The organism is Flagellimonas lutimaris (assembly GCF_051494225.1).
Lineage (GTDB): Bacteria > Bacteroidota > Bacteroidia > Flavobacteriales > Flavobacteriaceae > Flagellimonas > Flagellimonas lutimaris_A.
Map to the genome: position 1 here is coordinate 599,689 of NZ_JBNPYE010000002.1, position 17,595 is coordinate 617,283.

Sequence of the window (17,595 nt, forward strand, 5' to 3'; positions counted from 1 at the left end):
TTATAAAAGCATGGAAAGCCAAGCTGCCAATACCCCTCCCAAAATAGGACCTACCACAGGAATCCAGGCATAGCTCCAACCGTTGGATCCTTTGTTTTTCAAAGGCAATAATGCATGAACAATGCGCGGTCCTAAATCTCGTGCTGGATTTATGGCATACCCCGTGGTACCTCCCAAAGAAAGACCAATGCCCCAAACAATGAGAGCAACGGGCAATGCTCCCAATGAACCTAAACCGATAATTGCGTCGTCGGTGGATAGCACAGCATCGGTAAAATAAAGCACGGAAAAAACCAATACAAACGTGCCCAATACCTCAGAAAAAAGATTGATAAATGTATTGGGTATGGCAGGAGCCGTGCAAAAAACACCTCGCTTGGCACCTCCGTCCTCAGTAGCATCAAAATGATCTTTGTTTACCAACCAAATACAGAAGGCAGCCATCATGGCACCAATGAACTGCGCTAAAATATAACTTGGTACTTCATCCCATGGAAACTCACCTGCAACCGCCAGGGCAACTGTTACCGCAGGATTAATGTGGGCACCGCTGTGCGGACCGGCAACAACAACACCGGCATATACGGCTAATGCCCATCCGGTAGTGATTACAATCCAACCTGAGCCATTACCGTAGGTTTTTTGCAGGGAAACATTGGCAACTACGCCACATCCGAGTACCATTAATAAAAAGGTTCCTATAATTTCAGATACAAAAGGAGTCATATAAATAGAATGTTAGTGTTTGTGATGTTTTGAAACTCTTATGGGTTTTCCGTCCAGAATTCAAGTGCTTTGATAGCTTTGTACCAACTTTTAACACCCTCATCAATGGCTTCACGTTCTTTGGTAGGATTAAAATGCACATCGGTTTGCCAAATATCTTGGATTTCCTCTGGGCTTTCCCAATAACCAACGGCAAGCCCAGCCAAGTATGCGGCGCCCATGACTGTAGTTTCCACAATTTTTGGTCTTACGGTGACCGTGTTCAATACATCCGCCTGAAACTGCATCAGCATATCATTTATAGTGGCCCCGCCATCAACTCGCAATTCTTTTATGGAAATTCCGGAATCGGCTTCCATGGCTTTAAGGATATCCATGGTTTGGTAGGCGATGGACTCTAACGCTGCACGTGCAATGTGGGCATCGGTACTTCCTCGAGTAAGGCCGAAAATGGTTCCTTGGGCCTTTTGGTTCCAATGAGGGGCACCCAAACCCGCAAAAGCCGGAACAAAAACAACTCCGTCCGAACTATCTACGGAACTAGCAAGTTTTTCCACTTCTGAAGAGGTTTTTATAATATTCAAACTATCACGTAACCATTGTACCACTGCACCTGCTATAAATATACTGCCCTCCAGGGCGTAGTGGGTTTTTCCGTTGATTTTCCAAGCTACCGTGGTAAGTAGATTGTTCTTGGAAACAATGGGCCGTTCTCCAATGTTCATCAACATAAAACAACCCGTACCATAGGTGTTTTTAACCATTCCCTGTTTGGTGCACATTTGACCAAACAAAGCAGCTTGTTGGTCACCTGCAATCCCTGCAATCGGAATTGGAGTGGCAAATAAATTAGGACTGGTATGTCCGTAGACCTCGCTGGACTGTTTTACTTCGGGAAGCATATTTTTTGGAATGGTCAATAGTTCCAAAAGCTCATCGTCCCAGTCCATGGTGTTGATATTGAAAAGCATGGTACGGCAAGCATTGGTCACGTCCGTAATGTGAAGCCCTCCATCTGTCATTTTCCAAATAAGCCATGAATCAATAGTCCCAAGAACCAAATCTCCTGCTTCGGCTTTCTCTCTGGCACCTTCAACATTATCCAATATCCATTTCACTTTGGTGCCCGAGAAATAGGAGTCTATCACCAATCCCGTTTTTTTACGAATCAGATTGGATTTCCCTTCTTTTTTCAATTCATCACAATAGTCTGCAGTACGTTTGTCTTGCCAAACAATGGCATTGTAAACCGGTTCTCCGGTATGTTTGTCCCATACAACAACCGTTTCTCGTTGGTTGGTAATGCCAATGGCGGCCAATTGGGATGCCTTGAGTCCTTTTTTGCTTACGGCTTCGGCGGCCATACCAGCTTGTGTGGACCAAATTTCGTCTGGATCGTGTTCTACCCATCCTGGTTTTGGGAAAATTTGTGTGAATTCTTTTTGTGCTACGGAGATTATTGTTCCCTTCTTGTCGAAGACCACGGCACGGGAACTTGTGGTGCCTTGGTCCAAAGCAAGGATATATTGATTCATTTTATTAATTTAAGTGCGTTTGAATTTAATAAAATTAATCAGAGTAGAGAATCAATTAACATGTCAAAAACTTTCATCGCCCTATTGAGGGGAATAAATGTAAGTGGTCAAAAGAAGATTAAAATGGCCGAGTTGAGAATTGTTCTGGAAGATGCGGGGCTTAAAAATGTCCAAACGTATATTCAGAGTGGAAATATTGTTTTTGATAGTGATGAAACTGGAAAAGAGAAACTTCAAGACATCATAACAAAAGCAATCCAACGAGATTTTGGATTTGATGTGCCGACTTTGGTAATCCAAGAAAAAGATATTGGACAAATTCTGGAAGCTAATCCGTTTGCCAATGAAGGCGAAGAGAACAAAATGTACTATGCTTTGCTTAAAAATCCACCAGAAAAAGAATTGGTAAAACAGTTTGAGCAACTTCATTTTGAAAATGAAGATTTCCATATTACCGATACCTGTGTGCATTTACTATGTAAAAATGGGTATGGAAAGGCAAAACTGAATAATAATCTTGTTGAAAAGAAGCTAAAAGTGGAAGCGACTACCCGCAATCAAAAAACTATGAAAAAATTACTGGAAATGACTTCGGATTAGCCGTTGAGTTCCCAGATTTTATAATTCAATGCAGAGGCAAAGGCCACCCATAATACGTAAGGCACAAGTAATAGTGCAGCAGGTTTACTAATGACCTTAAACCATTTTATGGTGAGTATTATCATAGTAAGTAAAGCCAAAATAACCACCATTCCAGCAAGAGGATTTTTCAATCCAAAGAAGACTATGCTCCAGAGCGCGTTGAGCAATAACTGAATCACAAAATGATAAAGCGCCGTCTTTACCCAAATATGATGATAGCCTTTGGACCAAACGATTCCAGCAGCAACCCCCATCATAATGTAAAGAGCAGTCCAAACAGGTGCAAAAAGGTAGTTAGGGGGCGTAAAAGATGGTTTGTTGAGCGTAATGTACCAATCGTTCACTGAACTTTGGGTTGCAATGCTGGATAGGAATCCAATGGCAAGGCATACCAAAACGCTTATAGTGATATAAACTATTCTTTTTTTCATGGTTGGCGCAACTTCGACTAAAATAAGAATTTATTTCAATCCGATTTCAAGTAAGTTAGCCGCTGCTTATATTTGTTCAAATATCCACGCCCAATGACGGAAAAAGATTTTTTGCCCGGCGCCTACCAAGAATTGCCCGAAAATGGTAAAGTAACATGGAAAGCGCCCAGCAATATTGCCCTGGTAAAATATTGGGGAAAAAGACCAGTTCAAATTCCGGCCAATCCATCCCTTAGTTTTACTTTGGATACTTGTGCGACTACAACTTCCGTTTCTTTTGAGAAAAAGCATGCCAATGATGCACTTTCCTTTGATTTGTTTTTTGACGGAAAGCCCAAGGTCGATTTTAAGCCCAAAATCCAGACCTTTTTGGAGCGGATCGAGATGTATTTGCCCTTTTTAAAAGCGTATCATTTTACGATTGAAACCTCCAATTCCTTTCCGCACAGTAGTGGTATTGCATCATCTGCAAGTGGAATGGCAGCCCTTTCCTTGTGTTTAATGGATATTGAAAAACAACTGATCCCGACTATGGATGAAGCACTGTTTTATGCAAAGGCGTCATATTTGGCCCGCTTGGGATCGGGAAGTGCTTGCCGAAGCATAAAAGGCAATCTGGTGCAATGGGGTGCACACAAAAACATTCCCAACAGCTCTGATCTGTACGGCATTGAATATCCGTTTGAGGTGAATTCGGTTTTTAGAAACTACTGTGATACTATTTTGCTGGTACACAAAGGACAGAAACAGGTAAGCAGCACGGTGGGACATCAATTGATGCACGGACATCCTTATGCCGAAAATAGATTTGAACAAGCATTTTCCAATTTGGATAAGCTAAAACTTACTTTGGCCAAAGGTGATTTGGAAGAATTCATCAAACTGGTGGAAAGTGAGGCTTTGACCCTACATGCCATGATGATGACCAGCATGCCCTATTTTATGCTGATGAAGCCCGATACGCTGGAAATCATCAACAAAATTTGGAGGTTTAGGGAAGAAGCCAAAACGCCCGTTTGTTTTACGCTCGATGCTGGTGCCAACGTACATATGCTTTATCCTTCATCAGCGAAGGAAAAAGTATTGGGTTTTATTCAAGATGAATTGATTGAACATTGTGAAAATGGCCAATATATTCATGATCGAGTGGGGGTGGGTGCAATCAAAATAAACGGTTAAAAATGAACAGCTAAGCTGTTTTTTTACGTTCTTTGCCAAGATTTTAGACCACGTAAAACAGGTTTTTAAAGATAAAATTAGTTTGTTTATCGAATTTTATCAAACATTAAACAAAATTTGTTTGTATCTTAGCAATATCATATGAAAGGTCCATTATTTTATTCCAAGATTTTATTGTTCGGAGAGTACGGCATTATTAAAGACTCGAAAGGACTTTCTATACCTTATAATTTTTTCAAGGGCGCATTAAAAAGGGACAAGAATGATTCCAAAATGGCCCAAGAATCCAATAAAAGCCTAAAAGCTTTTGCGCAATATTTAAAAGACCTTGAGCAGGAGGAGCAAGGTTTGGTTTCCTTTGATATTTTGTCGTTGGAGCAAGATGTAGAAAAAGGAATGTACTTTGACAGTTCCATTCCCCAAGGATATGGTATCGGGAGTAGTGGTGCCTTGGTCGCCGCAATTTACGACCGTTACGCTACCGATAAAATCACGGTTCTGGAAAACTTGACCCGAGAAAAGTTACTTCAATTAAAGAAGATTTTCGGAAGAATGGAATCTTTTTTCCATGGTAAATCCTCGGGATTGGATCCATTGAACAGCTATTTGAGTCTTCCGATTTTAATCAATTCCAACGACAATATTGAGTCTGCCAGTATTCCTTCACAAAATACGGAAGGAAAAGGAGCGGTGTTTTTATTGGACAGCGGAATAACGGGCGAAACAGCACCGATGGTGCAACTGTTTATGGAGAATATGAAGCAGGAAGGTTTCCGTAATATGGTAAAGAATCAGTTTGTGAAACATACCGATGCCTGTGTGGAAGACTTCTTGAACGGCAATGTAAAATCGTTGTTCGGGAACTTGAAACAACTTTCGCATTTGGTGTTCGACCACTTTAAACCGATGATTCCTTCCAAATTCCACCAACTTTGGCAAAAGGGAATCGAGACCAACGATTACTACCTTAAACTTTGTGGTTCTGGTGGTGGCGGGTACATTTTAGGCTTTACCCAAGACCTGGAGAAAGCCAAAAAAGCACTTGAAGGACATACTTTGGAAGTAGTCTACAACTTCTAAAAGCGAAATCATGCTTAGCAGAAAAAACAAACTCCTGCTTTTTAAGCTGTTGAGTCTGTTTTCCGTAGTGAGGGGGTATAATATCCTTGTAATTACCTTGGCCCAATACTTGGCCTCCATTTACATTTTGGCTCCAGATATTCCATTAAGGGATGTGGTTCTGGATTTAAACCTATTTCTTATCGTTACTGCTTCAGCGCTTACCATTGCCAGCGGGTACATCATCAATAATTTTTACGATGCGGAAAAGGACTTGATCAACAAGCCCACCAAGAGTATGCTGGACCGTTTGGTGAGCCAGCGCTTTAAGTTGACGACTTATTTTATTCTCAATTTTCTGTCCGTTTTTGCAGCGAGTTATATTTCGTTTAGGGCGGTATTGTTCTTCTCTGCCTATATTTTTGGCATTTGGCTCTATTCGCATAAACTTAAGCGCATACCCTTTGTGGGTAATTTGGTATCCTCCACTTTGGCGATAGCTCCGTTTTTTGTGGTGTTTGTATACTATCAGAATTTTCAAACAGTCATTTTTGTGCATGCCATATTCTTGTTTCTATTGATTTTGGCCCGCGAAATGATCAAAGATTTGGAAAGTATGCCTGGTGATATGGCACAGAATTACAAAACCATACCCATAATTTATGGTCCAAACGTATCCAAATCCATAATTTCCTTATTGATTGTACTAACCTTGGTTCCTGCACTTTTGCTCATCAGAACTTTTGATGTTGGTTATATGTACCTCTATTTTATGGCTTGTATTGCACTTTTGATTTTTTTCTTGGTTTTATTGTGGAAAGCAGATGCCAAAAAGCACTACGTTTGGCTGCACAACATTATCAAATTTATTATTGTAGCCGGGGTTTTCAGTATCCTTTTAATTGATGTGGATGTTGTACTGAACCGAATTTTGTAATTCTTTGTTCTTTAGGTTTTTTGGAACTTAAAAAGACTACATTTGCAAAAAATTCGACTGATGGCGAAATCAGACAACAACAAAGGCAGAAGACCTTCCAAAAGCTTCAATGGCGGGGATAGAAAGAAGCCGTTTGATAAAAAATTTTCTTCCAAACCGAGGCGGAACGCTCCACGAAAAACATCCAATCCGGATGAAATCCGGTTGAACCGTTACATTGCCAATGCTGGTATTTGTTCCCGAAGGGAAGCGGACACCTATATTGCTGCCGGAAATGTTACGGTAAATGGAAAGACCGTGACCGAAATGGGATTTAAGGTAAAACGCTCTGATGATGTCCGTTTTGATGGAAAACGACTCGATTTGGAAAAGAAGGAGTACATTCTGTTGAACAAACCCAAGAATTTTATTACCACCACTAGTGATGAAAAGGGGCGTCGTACGGTTATGGAACTAGTTTCCAGTGCCTCCAAAAATCGTTTGTTGCCCGTTGGTCGATTAGATAGAAATACTACAGGACTTTTGCTTTTTACCAACGATGGTGACCTTACCAAAAAATTGACCCATCCCAAGCACAACGTGCGAAAAATTTACCACGTGCATTTGGACAACAACCTGAGTTTGGGAGACCTTCATAAAATTGAAGCAGGTTTGGAACTTGAAGATGGAGCCATTACGGTGGATAGTGTAAGTTATATTCAAGGAGCACCAAAACGCGAGGTGGGTGTAGAGATCCATAGTGGTCGAAACCGCATTGTACGGCGCATTTTTGAGCATTTGGGGTACAATGTTACCAAATTGGATCGTGTCATCTTCGCAGGATTGACCAAAAAGGACTTACCTCGGGGACATTGGAGACATTTAACGGAGCAAGAGGTGGTTAATTTGAAGAACATAAAATAGGGTCGAAGGAAATCAGAATTTCGGATACATTGTTAGCACCAGTTTTTTACTTTATAAGTTGAATTATTATTCCCAATATCCCGATTATCAGACACAAAGGTGAAAAGAGTTTTGTGTCCAGTTTCCCAAAGTCCGTTTTTCTCACGCTTTTAAAAAATCCGACATATTTAAATTCTCCAACTGCTCGTAAAAGGAATATTATTGGGATTACCCAACTTCCATATTTTAGAATCCATTCAGGTAGATTGTATTCAATAAGTCCAGACTTAAGAACATAAAAAAATCCGAAAGCTATTAACCCAATTCCAACTATTGCACTATCAATTTTTTTCGGATTCAATACTCTTTCTCCATTTTCTTTGGTCGGTAGGGATTCCACAAATCCGAATTTTCCTCCAATTACCCAATTGAAATGAATCATTCCAAGTCCAATTAGGATTAAGCTTAATAAAATTGATAAAATCATAATTTCAGTAGGGTGTTGTTAAATTGGTGCCAACGGCCACGCGGTTATGGCGGGCAGCGTTGCGAGCTTGCTCGCATAAGCTACCGGGAGCCATTGGACGCTGATTCGCTATAGCCGCCAGTTGGGAAAAGGTGCATCTTTTCTTTCTGCAGCGCGAGGGCCCTGATTGGTTAAACGGTTATAAATATAGCGAATAAGCCGTCTTACTGCGTGGCCGTTGGGAAAAAACAGCTCGGAGGGTTGTTCCCCTTACGGCACTGGCCGAGCGGCCGCAGGCATTTCCCCCAACGGTTTTGTATATGGCTTGTAGCGTTTTGCGTTGCGGATTTTTTCGTTGCGATTAAAGGTGTTTTATATAGGAAATTTAATTTGTCTAACCATCTCAGCTATGACCTATACGTTGTTGGCGTTAGTTATTATAATTCAAATACATCATTTATCTTACCTACTGTATACCCTTTTTCAATTACAGTTTGACTTTCTTTAGTCTTGGGGTTTAACAAAGGGTTGGTATGATTAAAATGAATAAATATTATTTTCTGTTTTTTCTTTTTATCTAAATTTTTAAATGTTTCATAACTTTCAATCACAAAAGGATGCGGAATTTCACTAATATCTCTATTATTAATTTCTTTCTCATTATAAAAGGTTGCATCTAAAAAAGCATAATCTACCTTCTGTATTTCATCAGCGATATTTTTATCCCACTTTTCCCATTTGTCAATGTCTGGAATAAATAAAGCACTTTTCTTTGGTCCTTTAATGCGATATCCAACCGTTTCAGAATACTCGTCCCTATGCGGCACTAAAATTGGAGTTACCTCAATTTTTTCTGATAGACTTATAGGTTTCTCATTTTCTATTTCTTGAAGTTGCACATTTTTTCTGTTTACAAGTTGATTCCAGGGTCCATTCTCAGAAAGAAACTTTTTCATTCGCGGCATAACATACAAGGGAATGTTCTTAGCATCCATTGCTTCCTTTCCTAAATACATTAAGCCTGTATAATGACCTATGTGAGCGTGAGTTAAAAAAATGCCATCTACAAACTCCTTATCGCTTTTTGGCTCATATTTGGTAACCATTTTCATCTGTTTACCAATGTCAGGTGTAGCTTCAAACATATACGTTTTTTGATTCTCTGTATCGATTAACCCTAATGAAATAACTTTTCTATTTTCATTAGGATTTTCGAATAGACCAGCACAGCATTCTTTTGTACAACCAATTTGAGGTGAACCTGCGTCTTGTACAGTTCCAAGAATAATGATAGATGTATTCTCTACAATAGCTTTTTGGCTTAGTTGTAAAACTTGTTTTGATGTAGATTTTTCAGAACAAGAAATGATGATGAAACCTAAAATAATTATGATATATCTATTCATTTTGTTTTAATTAATTCCAACGGCCACGCGGCTATGGCGTTCAGTGTTGCGAGCTTGCTCGTATAAGCTACCGGGGGCCATTGGACGTTGATTCGCTATAGCCGCCAGTTGGGAAAAGTGCACTTTTTTTCCTGCGGTGCGAGGGCCCTGATTGGTTAAACTGTTATAAATATAGCGAATAAGCCGTCCTACCGCGTGGCCTTTGGGGGAAAATAGCTCGGGGAGAGGTGCCGCTTGCGGTGCCGGCCGAGCGGCCACAGGCATTTCCCCCAACGGTTGTAAAAATTAAAATAGAGGATTTTAGTTTTTATAACCCCTAAGTAGCCAAATTTACTTAGTTATTTTCTACTCCTATGCTTGTTGGCTATGGAACACCTAAAGAAATGAAAGGCCATAATGGAATTAACGCTTAAAGATTATGGCACGTTTTTAAATGAATTATACCGACCAATAAATGGAGTTACTGGAGTTTGGACAAAAAATATAGCGTAATTGACCAACTCAAACTTGAAGATGATCTTTTTATCACCGATTAAACCAATACGTAAACTTCAACGTCAACGACCATAAATTGCCCTCGAGTGGTGATAACTGTTCGTTATTATTAAAAACCAGAAACAGGTCGGAGGCAGGTGCGTAGCGCCATTGCAACCTGGAGTTGATTCCAAAATTGTTACTCTGTTCGTTGTACTGAAACAAGGTGTTCCAAAACAGTTTATTGGTAAAGGTAATGTCCGCCTCGGTGCCCACGAGCCAAAAATCGGTGGTGTACCATGGGTCGGGCAAATCCAAATTGTTGTAGCTCAGGTTGGCACCCAAACTCACGTAGGGTTGAAAACGGTAACCCAATTGCGCATTTATATTGGTTCGGTATCCTCCAGAAAAGTATCGTCCCAATCTGGTGGTCATATTATAAGTGAACAGACTTTTAGGACGGGAATTGTATTGCAAATACACCCCGTTCCAATGATGTTGTGTGCCTGCGGCCAATTCCTCTTTTCCAGTATTGGTAGGGTCAAAAGGGGCCAAAAGTTGTACGTATTCGTTGAAAACATCAACCCCCAGAGAACTACGGTTGATAAAATTTACGGCATAACCCACAATGGAAACGTAATCCGTGGAGTTCATGCTTGGGTCGAAATAATAAAAACCAGTGTATTGAGGGCCATGGCTCACCACCTTTTCACTTGCGGGCAAAAACAGATAACCTACGGAACCTTCTAACTTAATGTAGTTGTTACGCGGTACAAAACCGACTTCGGAAGTGAAGTTTTCGGAAATATACTCCTGTTGAACGCGCCAGTTCCATTTACGGCTTCTGTACGCCAAATGGGCACCTTGTGCAAAGCCGTTGTAAGAGGAATCGGGTCCAAACGATTTGAGCATAAACACCTTCCCATTGTATTTGTTGTCCGCGGAGGCCAAATTATACTCCAATCCAAGGTTTCGGTTGAATTTGGTGTATTCCGTTTTAAGGCTATCGGCCAAGGCATTATAGTCCAACGATTCTTTGTTCACGAACATTAACCCAATGTTGGAGCGGGAAAACACTTTTTGTTGTAACGAGAGCACTGCAAAGTTTTGACTGGGCAAGCCGGTTTCGTCCACTTTTTCGGTCTGCATATCCATCACCCCCAAACGAAGGTTACGATTCAGGTTACCGCTCACACGGGCACCTGCAATAATGGGCACGCCCAAACCAATCCTTCGTGAAAAGAAAGGACGAATTGCATCGTATCCAAAATTGGCGAAGAGGTCGGCATTTTCAAGGAAAAACTGTCGTCTTTCCGGAAAAAAGAGCTCAAATCGGGTTAAATTGGCTACTTGTCTGTCTGCTTCAACCTGTGAAAAATCTGGATTCAAGGTCAAATCTAAATTCAAAGATGAGGTAAGTCCCAATTTTACATCACCTCCCACCTTAAATTCATTATCATAGGTAATATCGTCGATACTCGAATTGCCCACTGTACCCAACACGTAGGGAATTATGGAGTAATTGAGCCCCTGTTTGGGTGGAGGATTGTCCCAGACCATTGTTCCCGTGTAAGCCAATGAAGCTGTTGGGAACTGTCTTGGAATAGGGGTCCAGCTCGATTTTTCGTTCGTACTCAGGTCCAATCTCGAAAAGTTCACACCCCACTCTGTCACATCTTTTTCGTATCGGATGGATTTAAAGGGAATGGCCATTTCCACGACCCATTTGTCTTCATAGTTCTGAACCTCCGAAACCCATTTACTGTCCCAATTTAGGTCTATGCTACCCCCATTGGACATGGTACCATCCCACTGCGCTCCATAGGCGTTGGCCCCAAAGCTAAAACCCGTTGTTTGGTTGTTGAACGGGTCCATGAACAAAAGAAAATTATCGTTGCCTCCAAAGGAGAAATCCCTTCGTAGCGATTCCACGACATAGGTGTTTCCGGGTGTTTTAAAAAAGGTGGCCAAAAGGTAGAGCTGTTTGTCGTCATAGGCCATCTTAACCTCGGAGGGCTGGGTGGCCTTTCGGTCGTCCATGGGCAATACCATAAAAAAGTCATTGGCAGCCTCTGCTTTTTGCCACGTGGCCTCGTCTCCCTTACCATCTATGGTAAAGGTTTCACTGGTTTTGAACAGATGGATTTTGTAATCGGCATTTTTCTTTTGGGCATACGAAAGTGCGCAAAAGAACATAGCAAAAGCTATGAGAACGGGGGTTGAAAATTGTCGGATGATCATCGTTTGTTTAGTGCATCAAAAATAATGATTTACTTTCATTTTTAACAATGAATCATTATTACCCCAGTTAAATTAACAAATAGCCATTTTTAAGCTTAATAATTGTTTATCTGGATTTAAAAAGATGCAATATCAATCCTCCAAACTACTGAACTCGACAAATTCGTATTGAGGTGAAGCCTCTAATAATTGACGTAAAACAGCGGCATGTCCATTTCCAAAAATGACCAAGATTCGTTCTTCGGGATTTCGGGTGATATTGATGAGCTTGGAAAAAATGCGCACATTCCTGTTGTACCACCAAATCGAAAGATGGTCCGCCCCCTGGCCATCACCGGTAGCAATGGAACCCGTAAGGTAAAGCCCAAAATTAAAATTGTGCCCTTCTCTGGTATTCATCGCTTTTATAAAATCCAACAGGTGCACATCTTTCATTTTTTTGTCTCGATAATCAAAATAGGATTCGGCATAGGGCCAAAAAGTGTTCTCCGCTTTCCAATTTATCTTGTAGGTAAGCTTTTTTAATAGCATGGAATCTTGTTTTTCAAGATCACTGCGTAACGAAGTAGCATCAATCCCATAAACGGAATCCAAGCCCAAATCGGAAGCGATGCGCATGCCCAGTTGGTAACGTTCATCTCTACTTTTTCTATGTTCCCCATTTTTGTATTCCTCAAATTTTAGCATGGTGTTCCATGAGGGCCGTGCTTCGATGACAATTTTGGTGGGCTTGAATTTTTTTATGTAGGCCACTAATTCTTCCAATTCCGATTTTTTTGGCTCTTTTAAAACATCGATTTTGTTCTCGTCGGCTGTTTTTACCTCGTCCAATCCCGGAAAATCAAAATGAAAAGTACCTACGACCAGTACTTTGGTTTTTTGGGCTGGATAGAATTCGGAAGGTGATTTTAATTGGCCTTGAGCCAAAGAAAAAGTTGAAATTAAAATGAGTAGAATGGAAAACTGACGCATAGTTAATGTTTTCTTTTAAGGAGAACTTGGCCTTGAGTTTGTTACACCTATCCTTTAAAGATATGAATCGTTTCAATGATTTATATCGACCGATACCGAAACGAGTTCGGCACAGGTATGTAAAGTTGGAATTTTTTTCTTGAAATTAAGGGCCTGCTATTTGATTCGATTATCTGCGGACAAAAATAAAACCCCCAACAAATATTGTGGGGGAACTTTACTTGATCTGGATTACTATACCATCAGCTTTGCTTGTTTTCGGGCTTCTTGGATTCTGACCCATAGTTTTCAAGAAATTTTTTTTGCATTTCTTGCATATGTTCATGGATTTCATTCAAATCCATAAAGTCTTTACCAATGGGACTTTCAAAAAAATCATCTTGAAAAAATCTTTTGGTAAATAAGGAGTCGTTCGAAAAAAAGTTATTGAACTGTTCATCATCTAAAGGAGAAAACTCCTTTGAAAACTGCATCCGGAAGTTTTGCAATAAGCTGTCCTTGTCCATTTTTGCCATTTCTTGGCCAAGATCGGAAGAGGACCAAGAATATATAGAATCGTAAGCGATCAGATTTCCATTCTCATCATATTCACGATTTACTTCCCAACTCCCCTTAGGCTGTTCTTGTGAAATGTTGTCCTTGGTTCCCTTTGTTTGTTCTTTTTTCTCTTGACTATGGCAACCGACCATTAAGAGCAAAGCAGCTACCAAAAAAAGTGTACGTTTCATTTTGCTCAAGTTTTAAAATTATACTTCAGTTACTCGAGCGGTTTTCAGTATCAAGCGGTAATTAGAAAACCAACTCGATTTTACGCTTAAAGTGCAGCAAAATGAGTACCAAACCAATAGCTTCAATAGAAAAATAGTATAACCTTAATACTCTTTTAAGAGTAGAGGTAACCAATGCAGAAAAAATTAACATACTGCTGGTCAATATGTCATAGTCAACAAGGAGTTAAAGGTTATTCCTAGGGTCAGGATGTTCCAACATTCTCTATCAAAGTCATTTCGTTTGGGTTCAAAACAATGGAATCAATTTGGAAGGCGCATGGTTATGTTTTTTTTAAGGATATGGAGGAGGGCGTATTGTTACAGTATAAATGAAAAATATCCTTGCCCAAGCGCAAAGTCCTGCTAGGATTTTGGTGTTGCACTTATCGCCTAGCTATGATGAGTGGGGATTAGAAAGCACTAACCTCTCGTCTTGCACACAGCCGCCCCTTGATTTAAATTTAAAACTTGTGGCGGAATTTCCAATCCCCACGAAACTATCCTGACCGATAAACCCCATTCATTCATAGGTGTTGTTACTGGTAGTTAATTAAGTTTTCTGGGGATTTTTTCTTTCATATTATCCAAAGAATAAATAGTCCAGGCCAGAATCACTGCATTTTTCTTAATGACATCTTCATGAACATATTCCAGAAGGTCAAGATTTGTATGATGAGTAGAAGTGTTATAAGCTAGTTCATCTTGAATAAATTGAAATGAAGGAATATTATAATAATCAAATGTTAGGTGATCTGTGCCAAGTGTATTTTCAATTGTTATAGTTCCGGAACTCAAATCAGAAATTGGCTCAAATATTTTTTGAAAGATAGGTCTTGCCAATTCATTATTCTGTAAATAAACGCCTCTAATTAGCCCAGCGCCATTGTCTAAATTTAGATAGGCTGATACTTTTGTTGATTCGGTGTTCGGTTTTTCATTTAGAGCTCCAAAGTGTGTTTTTGCATAGGCAGCTGACCCTAAAAAAGCTTGCTCTTCACCTCCCCAAAGACCAATTCTAATCGTTCTTTTGGGTTTATAGTCAATCTGTTTAAGAATGCGCAACGCTTCTACTAAAACTATGCAGCTAGCGCCATTATCTGTAGCACCTGTTCCAGAATGCCAAGAATCGAAATGCGCTCCTAACAAAATACTCTCTGATTTTAGTTTAGCGTCATTACCTGAGATTTCCCCGATAATGTTTACATTATTTTCGGGTTCACTATAAAATTCGGTATCCAAATTAAGACGTAATGTAGGGGTTACATTTAACTTTGTCATTCGGTACAATCTACCAAAATGTTCAGGCATAATTGTAAAATAAGGCAATGGTTTTAGGTCGCTATCCTTATAGTAATAAATTTCTTTTGGGTGTAAAATGCCTAAATATCCAGGCTGTGTGTTCAATAAAGCTAACGCACCTTCAGCTTCTAAAAACTCAAGAAAAGGCACTTCTTGTTCATCTTCAATTTCCCATTTCTTAAATAGTTCAGGTAATGGTGTTGTTTTCACTTTAGAAGTTACTTGCTGCTCCATTTGCTTTAATTGTTTATCTGAATATCGAAACTCTAGGGTATCTAATAAGGATTTATTCTTTGGTTCTTTTCCTAAGAGAACTATTTTCCCCTTCAGTTTCCCGGAAAACTCATTTCGAACCTTAGTCATATCGCCAATATTCTCAATACTAATTATTTCACCAGTAACAATTCCACCGGTGCTTTTAGACATGGCCAAAGGATAGGCTGCAATTTTCATATAGTTGGGAGTGACCATTTCTACATTAAAGGTTTTAATATTCCATCCTCTACAATCAGAACAATAATTCTCAAAATGCACGTTAGTGAGTCCAACTCTTTCCATCTCATCAGAAATCCAGCTGGCTGCCTTATAATACTCCCTAGTTCCTGTAAGTCTCTGACCGTAAATATCGGTTAACTGACTTAACATATTCATGGCTTCAGAATTATTAAATCCTTCATTACGAATTTCTGACAATGTGCTTTCATCATTAGTTAATTGGGAGAAACTGTTGAGAGAAAGTCCAATAAATAGGAATAAAGCAATAATTGTTTTTAGACTCATAATCATGATTTGTTGTGATAGACTTTTAAATTTTGGATTGGTTTTATTAATTACCAGTAACGTTAAAGATATGATTCGTTTTTAAATGAATTATATCGACCGATAAGTGAAGTTCGAGAAATTATGTGTCTAAATCAAGTACAAATTGACAATTGCCCTGTTTCCGTTGACTGATGAAGATTTTGCCCTAAAATAATAAATTGCTATTTCCCCACCTTCTCAAACAAAGTCCATTCGTTGGGATCTAAAACAATGGAATCGGGTTGGTCTTTGGTTTCGATTGCGATATTCTGGTTGCGCTGGTCCACCTCAATGGTTTTGATGGTCATTTTACCATCTTTTACTATACCTATTTCCAAAGGAAACTCAAATACGTGATGGTCTTGTAATTGTTGTATGTTCAAATTGATGTTTCCATTACTGTAATCCCAATTCCATTGTATTTGGGGGTGGCCCTTTACAAATAACCATTGCTGTAAAAATGATTCCAAATCTTCTCCTGAGACCTGTTCCATCACATGCCGAAAATCATCGGTAAGTACATTGCTATTTTGGTAGGTGGCGTAATAGTTTCGGATACCCTCCCAAAAAACTCCATCACCCAATTTGTGACGAAGCATGTTCAGTACCCATCCTCCTTTTTGGTAGGTGTTGGTACTCAACACCTTCATGGGATCCTTTATGCTAAGGTCTACAATGGGAGCGGGATTTTTTCGGTAATAGTCAAATATTTGTTGTTTATCGATGGCCAATTCTTCCTTTCGGCGCTCATCGCCGTACACACTTTCCAAATACAGGATACAGAAATAGGTGGCAAAGCCTTCACTGAGCCAAACATGGTTCCAACTTTTTTCCGTAGCAGAATTTCCAAACCATTGATGGGCGATTTCATGGGCAATCAACGGTTCCACGGTTTTGTTGCCTGTCACTGAATTTTCAAAATAGGCGATGGTGCCGGCATTTTCCAGTCCGCCCCATTGAGTTTTAGCCTGCATATTGGCCAGTTTTGCATAGGAATATGGACCGATATGATCAATGAAATATTCGAGTACATTTCCAGCTACCGTGTAATCGCTAAATCCTTCCAAACGGTTTTGTGGATATACCCATGCCGAAACTTCAATGCCGTCAATGTTGTTCACCAATCGTGAAGCAAACTCAGTGACACCGATGGTCATCACTTTAGTGGCCACAGGAGCAGGTTCGTTGTAAATGGTAAGTTTATAACCGTTTTCCAGATTGCTTTCTTCTACTTTTTTGCCTGTAGCTACCACATCGTAGTGGTCTGGAGCAGTAATCTGGAATTCCACACTTGCCTTATCATACGGATGGTCTACCGAAGGTAACCAATGCCGGGCCAAGTTGGGCCAATTGTCACCAAAAAAGGAGCGCTTGCCAAATTTGGTGGTGTCGATGACCAAGCCTCTTTCTGGAACACCTTGGTATTTGATGGTATAGGTCTGGATGGAATCCGAAGTAGCCTTTGGAACAATATTGATTTTGTTGTCGGTATACGAATAGTTGGCTTCCGAACCATTTTCCATCACTTTGGTGACTTCCATTCCAAATTCCCCTGATTTTTGGATCAGGTCCAAGGAAAAGGGAATTACATTTTTTTTGAATAGAACCGTTACCTGGGTTTCCCCTTTGATTTCGTTGGACGCATCATTTAAATGAAGACCAAAAACATAGTTTTGGATGTCTACGGATTCATTTTTCGCATACACATCCTGTGCAAACGAAAAATTGGAAAAAGTAAAGACTAGAAAAAAGCTGAGTAAAATTCTGATGGACAT

The 17,595-nt window shown here is 39.9% G+C and carries 15 protein-coding genes; 5 read left to right on the plus strand and 10 right to left on the minus strand.

All coding sequences use genetic code 11. The features are described 5' to 3' along the window. Positions 1-726: an MIP/aquaporin family protein gene (locus ACQQ5U_RS07865; protein ID WP_437396553.1), complete on the minus strand. Its 726-nt coding sequence runs from the start codon at positions 724-726 to the stop codon at positions 1-3. A gap of 38 nt (positions 727-764) precedes the next feature. Continuing rightward, entirely contained in the window at positions 765-2,261 is a 1,497-nt protein-coding gene (gene glpK / locus ACQQ5U_RS07870) for a glycerol kinase GlpK (protein WP_437396555.1), read from the minus strand. Positions 2,262-2,321: 60 nt separating this feature from the next. Here glpK and ACQQ5U_RS07875 point away from each other — a divergent pair, with 60 nt between their 5' ends. Beyond that, positions 2,322-2,861 carry a DUF1697 domain-containing protein gene (locus tag ACQQ5U_RS07875; RefSeq protein ID WP_437396557.1) on the plus strand — a complete coding sequence of 180 codons (540 nt, stop codon included), beginning with the start codon at positions 2,322-2,324 and terminating at the stop codon, positions 2,859-2,861. Here ACQQ5U_RS07875 and ACQQ5U_RS07880 read toward each other — a convergent pair. Then, a complete protein-coding gene (locus tag ACQQ5U_RS07880; protein WP_437396559.1) occupies positions 2,858-3,334 on the minus strand; it encodes a TspO/MBR family protein in 477 nt (158 codons plus the stop codon). The genes ACQQ5U_RS07875 and ACQQ5U_RS07880 overlap by 4 nt on opposite strands. Positions 3,335-3,427: 93 nt before the next feature. Between ACQQ5U_RS07880 and ACQQ5U_RS07885 the strand changes: the two genes are divergently transcribed. From ACQQ5U_RS07885 to ACQQ5U_RS07900, 4 genes are all read left to right on the plus strand, one after another. Then, the gene (locus ACQQ5U_RS07885) at positions 3,428-4,513 is read left to right on the plus strand and encodes a diphosphomevalonate/mevalonate 3,5-bisphosphate decarboxylase family protein (protein ID WP_437396560.1); all 1,086 of its coding nucleotides are present in this window, start codon (positions 3,428-3,430) and stop codon (positions 4,511-4,513) included. Between the two features lie 141 nt (positions 4,514-4,654). After that, complete coding sequence (locus tag ACQQ5U_RS07890) at positions 4,655-5,593, plus strand: mevalonate kinase family protein (RefSeq protein WP_437396562.1); 939 nt, start codon at positions 4,655-4,657, stop codon at positions 5,591-5,593. A gap of 10 nt (positions 5,594-5,603) precedes the next feature. Then, positions 5,604-6,509 carry a geranylgeranylglycerol-phosphate geranylgeranyltransferase gene (locus tag ACQQ5U_RS07895; RefSeq protein ID WP_437396564.1) on the plus strand — a complete coding sequence of 302 codons (906 nt, stop codon included), beginning with the start codon at positions 5,604-5,606 and terminating at the stop codon, positions 6,507-6,509. A gap of 60 nt (positions 6,510-6,569) precedes the next feature. Continuing rightward, the gene (locus tag ACQQ5U_RS07900) at positions 6,570-7,412 is read left to right on the plus strand and encodes a pseudouridine synthase (RefSeq protein WP_437396566.1); all 843 of its coding nucleotides are present in this window, start codon (positions 6,570-6,572) and stop codon (positions 7,410-7,412) included. Between the two features lie 46 nt (positions 7,413-7,458). On the opposite strand, the gene ACQQ5U_RS07905 is transcribed toward ACQQ5U_RS07900, so the two are convergent. The 7 genes from ACQQ5U_RS07905 to ACQQ5U_RS07935 form a co-directional block, all read right to left on the minus strand. Next, complete coding sequence (locus tag ACQQ5U_RS07905) at positions 7,459-7,878, minus strand: DUF3995 domain-containing protein (protein WP_437396567.1); 420 nt, start codon at positions 7,876-7,878, stop codon at positions 7,459-7,461. Between the two features lie 416 nt (positions 7,879-8,294). Further along, the gene (locus ACQQ5U_RS07910; RefSeq protein ID WP_437396569.1) at positions 8,295-9,263 is read right to left on the minus strand and encodes an MBL fold metallo-hydrolase; all 969 of its coding nucleotides are present in this window, start codon (positions 9,261-9,263) and stop codon (positions 8,295-8,297) included. A 525-nt stretch (positions 9,264-9,788) separates the two neighbouring features. Beyond that, entirely contained in the window at positions 9,789-11,978 is a 2,190-nt protein-coding gene (locus ACQQ5U_RS07915; protein WP_437396571.1) for a DUF5916 domain-containing protein, read from the minus strand. A gap of 132 nt (positions 11,979-12,110) precedes the next feature. After that, complete coding sequence (locus tag ACQQ5U_RS07920; RefSeq protein WP_437396573.1) at positions 12,111-12,950, minus strand: DUF5694 domain-containing protein; 840 nt, start codon at positions 12,948-12,950, stop codon at positions 12,111-12,113. Positions 12,951-13,192: 242 nt separating this feature from the next. Continuing rightward, a complete protein-coding gene (locus ACQQ5U_RS07925; protein ID WP_437396574.1) occupies positions 13,193-13,678 on the minus strand; it encodes a hypothetical protein in 486 nt (161 codons plus the stop codon). Positions 13,679-14,266: 588 nt separating this feature from the next. Beyond that, the gene (locus tag ACQQ5U_RS07930; protein WP_437396575.1) at positions 14,267-15,799 is read right to left on the minus strand and encodes a M20/M25/M40 family metallo-hydrolase; all 1,533 of its coding nucleotides are present in this window, start codon (positions 15,797-15,799) and stop codon (positions 14,267-14,269) included. 203 nt (positions 15,800-16,002) lie between these two features. Then, positions 16,003-17,595 (minus strand): M1 family metallopeptidase, encoded by a 1,593-nt coding sequence (locus ACQQ5U_RS07935; protein ID WP_437396577.1) that lies wholly within the window; start codon positions 17,593-17,595, stop codon positions 16,003-16,005.

Excerpts from the sequence above, each read along its gene's own strand:
- ACQQ5U_RS07910 (WP_437396569.1), bottom strand. The coding sequence starts at position 9,263 with ATGAATAGATATATCATAATTATTTTAGGTTTCATCATCATTTCTTGT.
- ACQQ5U_RS07905 (WP_437396567.1), bottom strand. The coding sequence starts at position 7,878 with ATGATTTTATCAATTTTATTAAGCTTAATCCTAATTGGACTTGGAATG.
- ACQQ5U_RS07875 (WP_437396557.1), top strand. The coding sequence starts at position 2,322 with ATGTCAAAAACTTTCATCGCCCTATTGAGGGGAATAAATGTAAGTGGT.
- glpK (WP_437396555.1), bottom strand. The coding sequence starts at position 2,261 with ATGAATCAATATATCCTTGCTTTGGACCAAGGCACCACAAGTTCCCGT.
- ACQQ5U_RS07920 (WP_437396573.1), bottom strand. The coding sequence starts at position 12,950 with ATGCGTCAGTTTTCCATTCTACTCATTTTAATTTCAACTTTTTCTTTG.
- ACQQ5U_RS07930 (WP_437396575.1), bottom strand. The coding sequence starts at position 15,799 with ATGAGTCTAAAAACAATTATTGCTTTATTCCTATTTATTGGACTTTCT.
- ACQQ5U_RS07890 (WP_437396562.1), top strand. The coding sequence starts at position 4,655 with ATGAAAGGTCCATTATTTTATTCCAAGATTTTATTGTTCGGAGAGTAC.
- ACQQ5U_RS07865 (WP_437396553.1), bottom strand. The coding sequence starts at position 726 with ATGACTCCTTTTGTATCTGAAATTATAGGAACCTTTTTATTAATGGTA.
- ACQQ5U_RS07935 (WP_437396577.1), bottom strand. The coding sequence starts at position 17,595 with ATGTCCATCAGAATTTTACTCAGCTTTTTTCTAGTCTTTACTTTTTCC.
- ACQQ5U_RS07915 (WP_437396571.1), bottom strand. The coding sequence starts at position 11,978 with ATGATCATCCGACAATTTTCAACCCCCGTTCTCATAGCTTTTGCTATG.
- ACQQ5U_RS07900 (WP_437396566.1), top strand. The coding sequence starts at position 6,570 with ATGGCGAAATCAGACAACAACAAAGGCAGAAGACCTTCCAAAAGCTTC.
- ACQQ5U_RS07895 (WP_437396564.1), top strand. The coding sequence starts at position 5,604 with ATGCTTAGCAGAAAAAACAAACTCCTGCTTTTTAAGCTGTTGAGTCTG.
- ACQQ5U_RS07880 (WP_437396559.1), bottom strand. The coding sequence starts at position 3,334 with ATGAAAAAAAGAATAGTTTATATCACTATAAGCGTTTTGGTATGCCTT.
- ACQQ5U_RS07885 (WP_437396560.1), top strand. The coding sequence starts at position 3,428 with ATGACGGAAAAAGATTTTTTGCCCGGCGCCTACCAAGAATTGCCCGAA.
- ACQQ5U_RS07925 (WP_437396574.1), bottom strand. The coding sequence starts at position 13,678 with ATGAAACGTACACTTTTTTTGGTAGCTGCTTTGCTCTTAATGGTCGGT.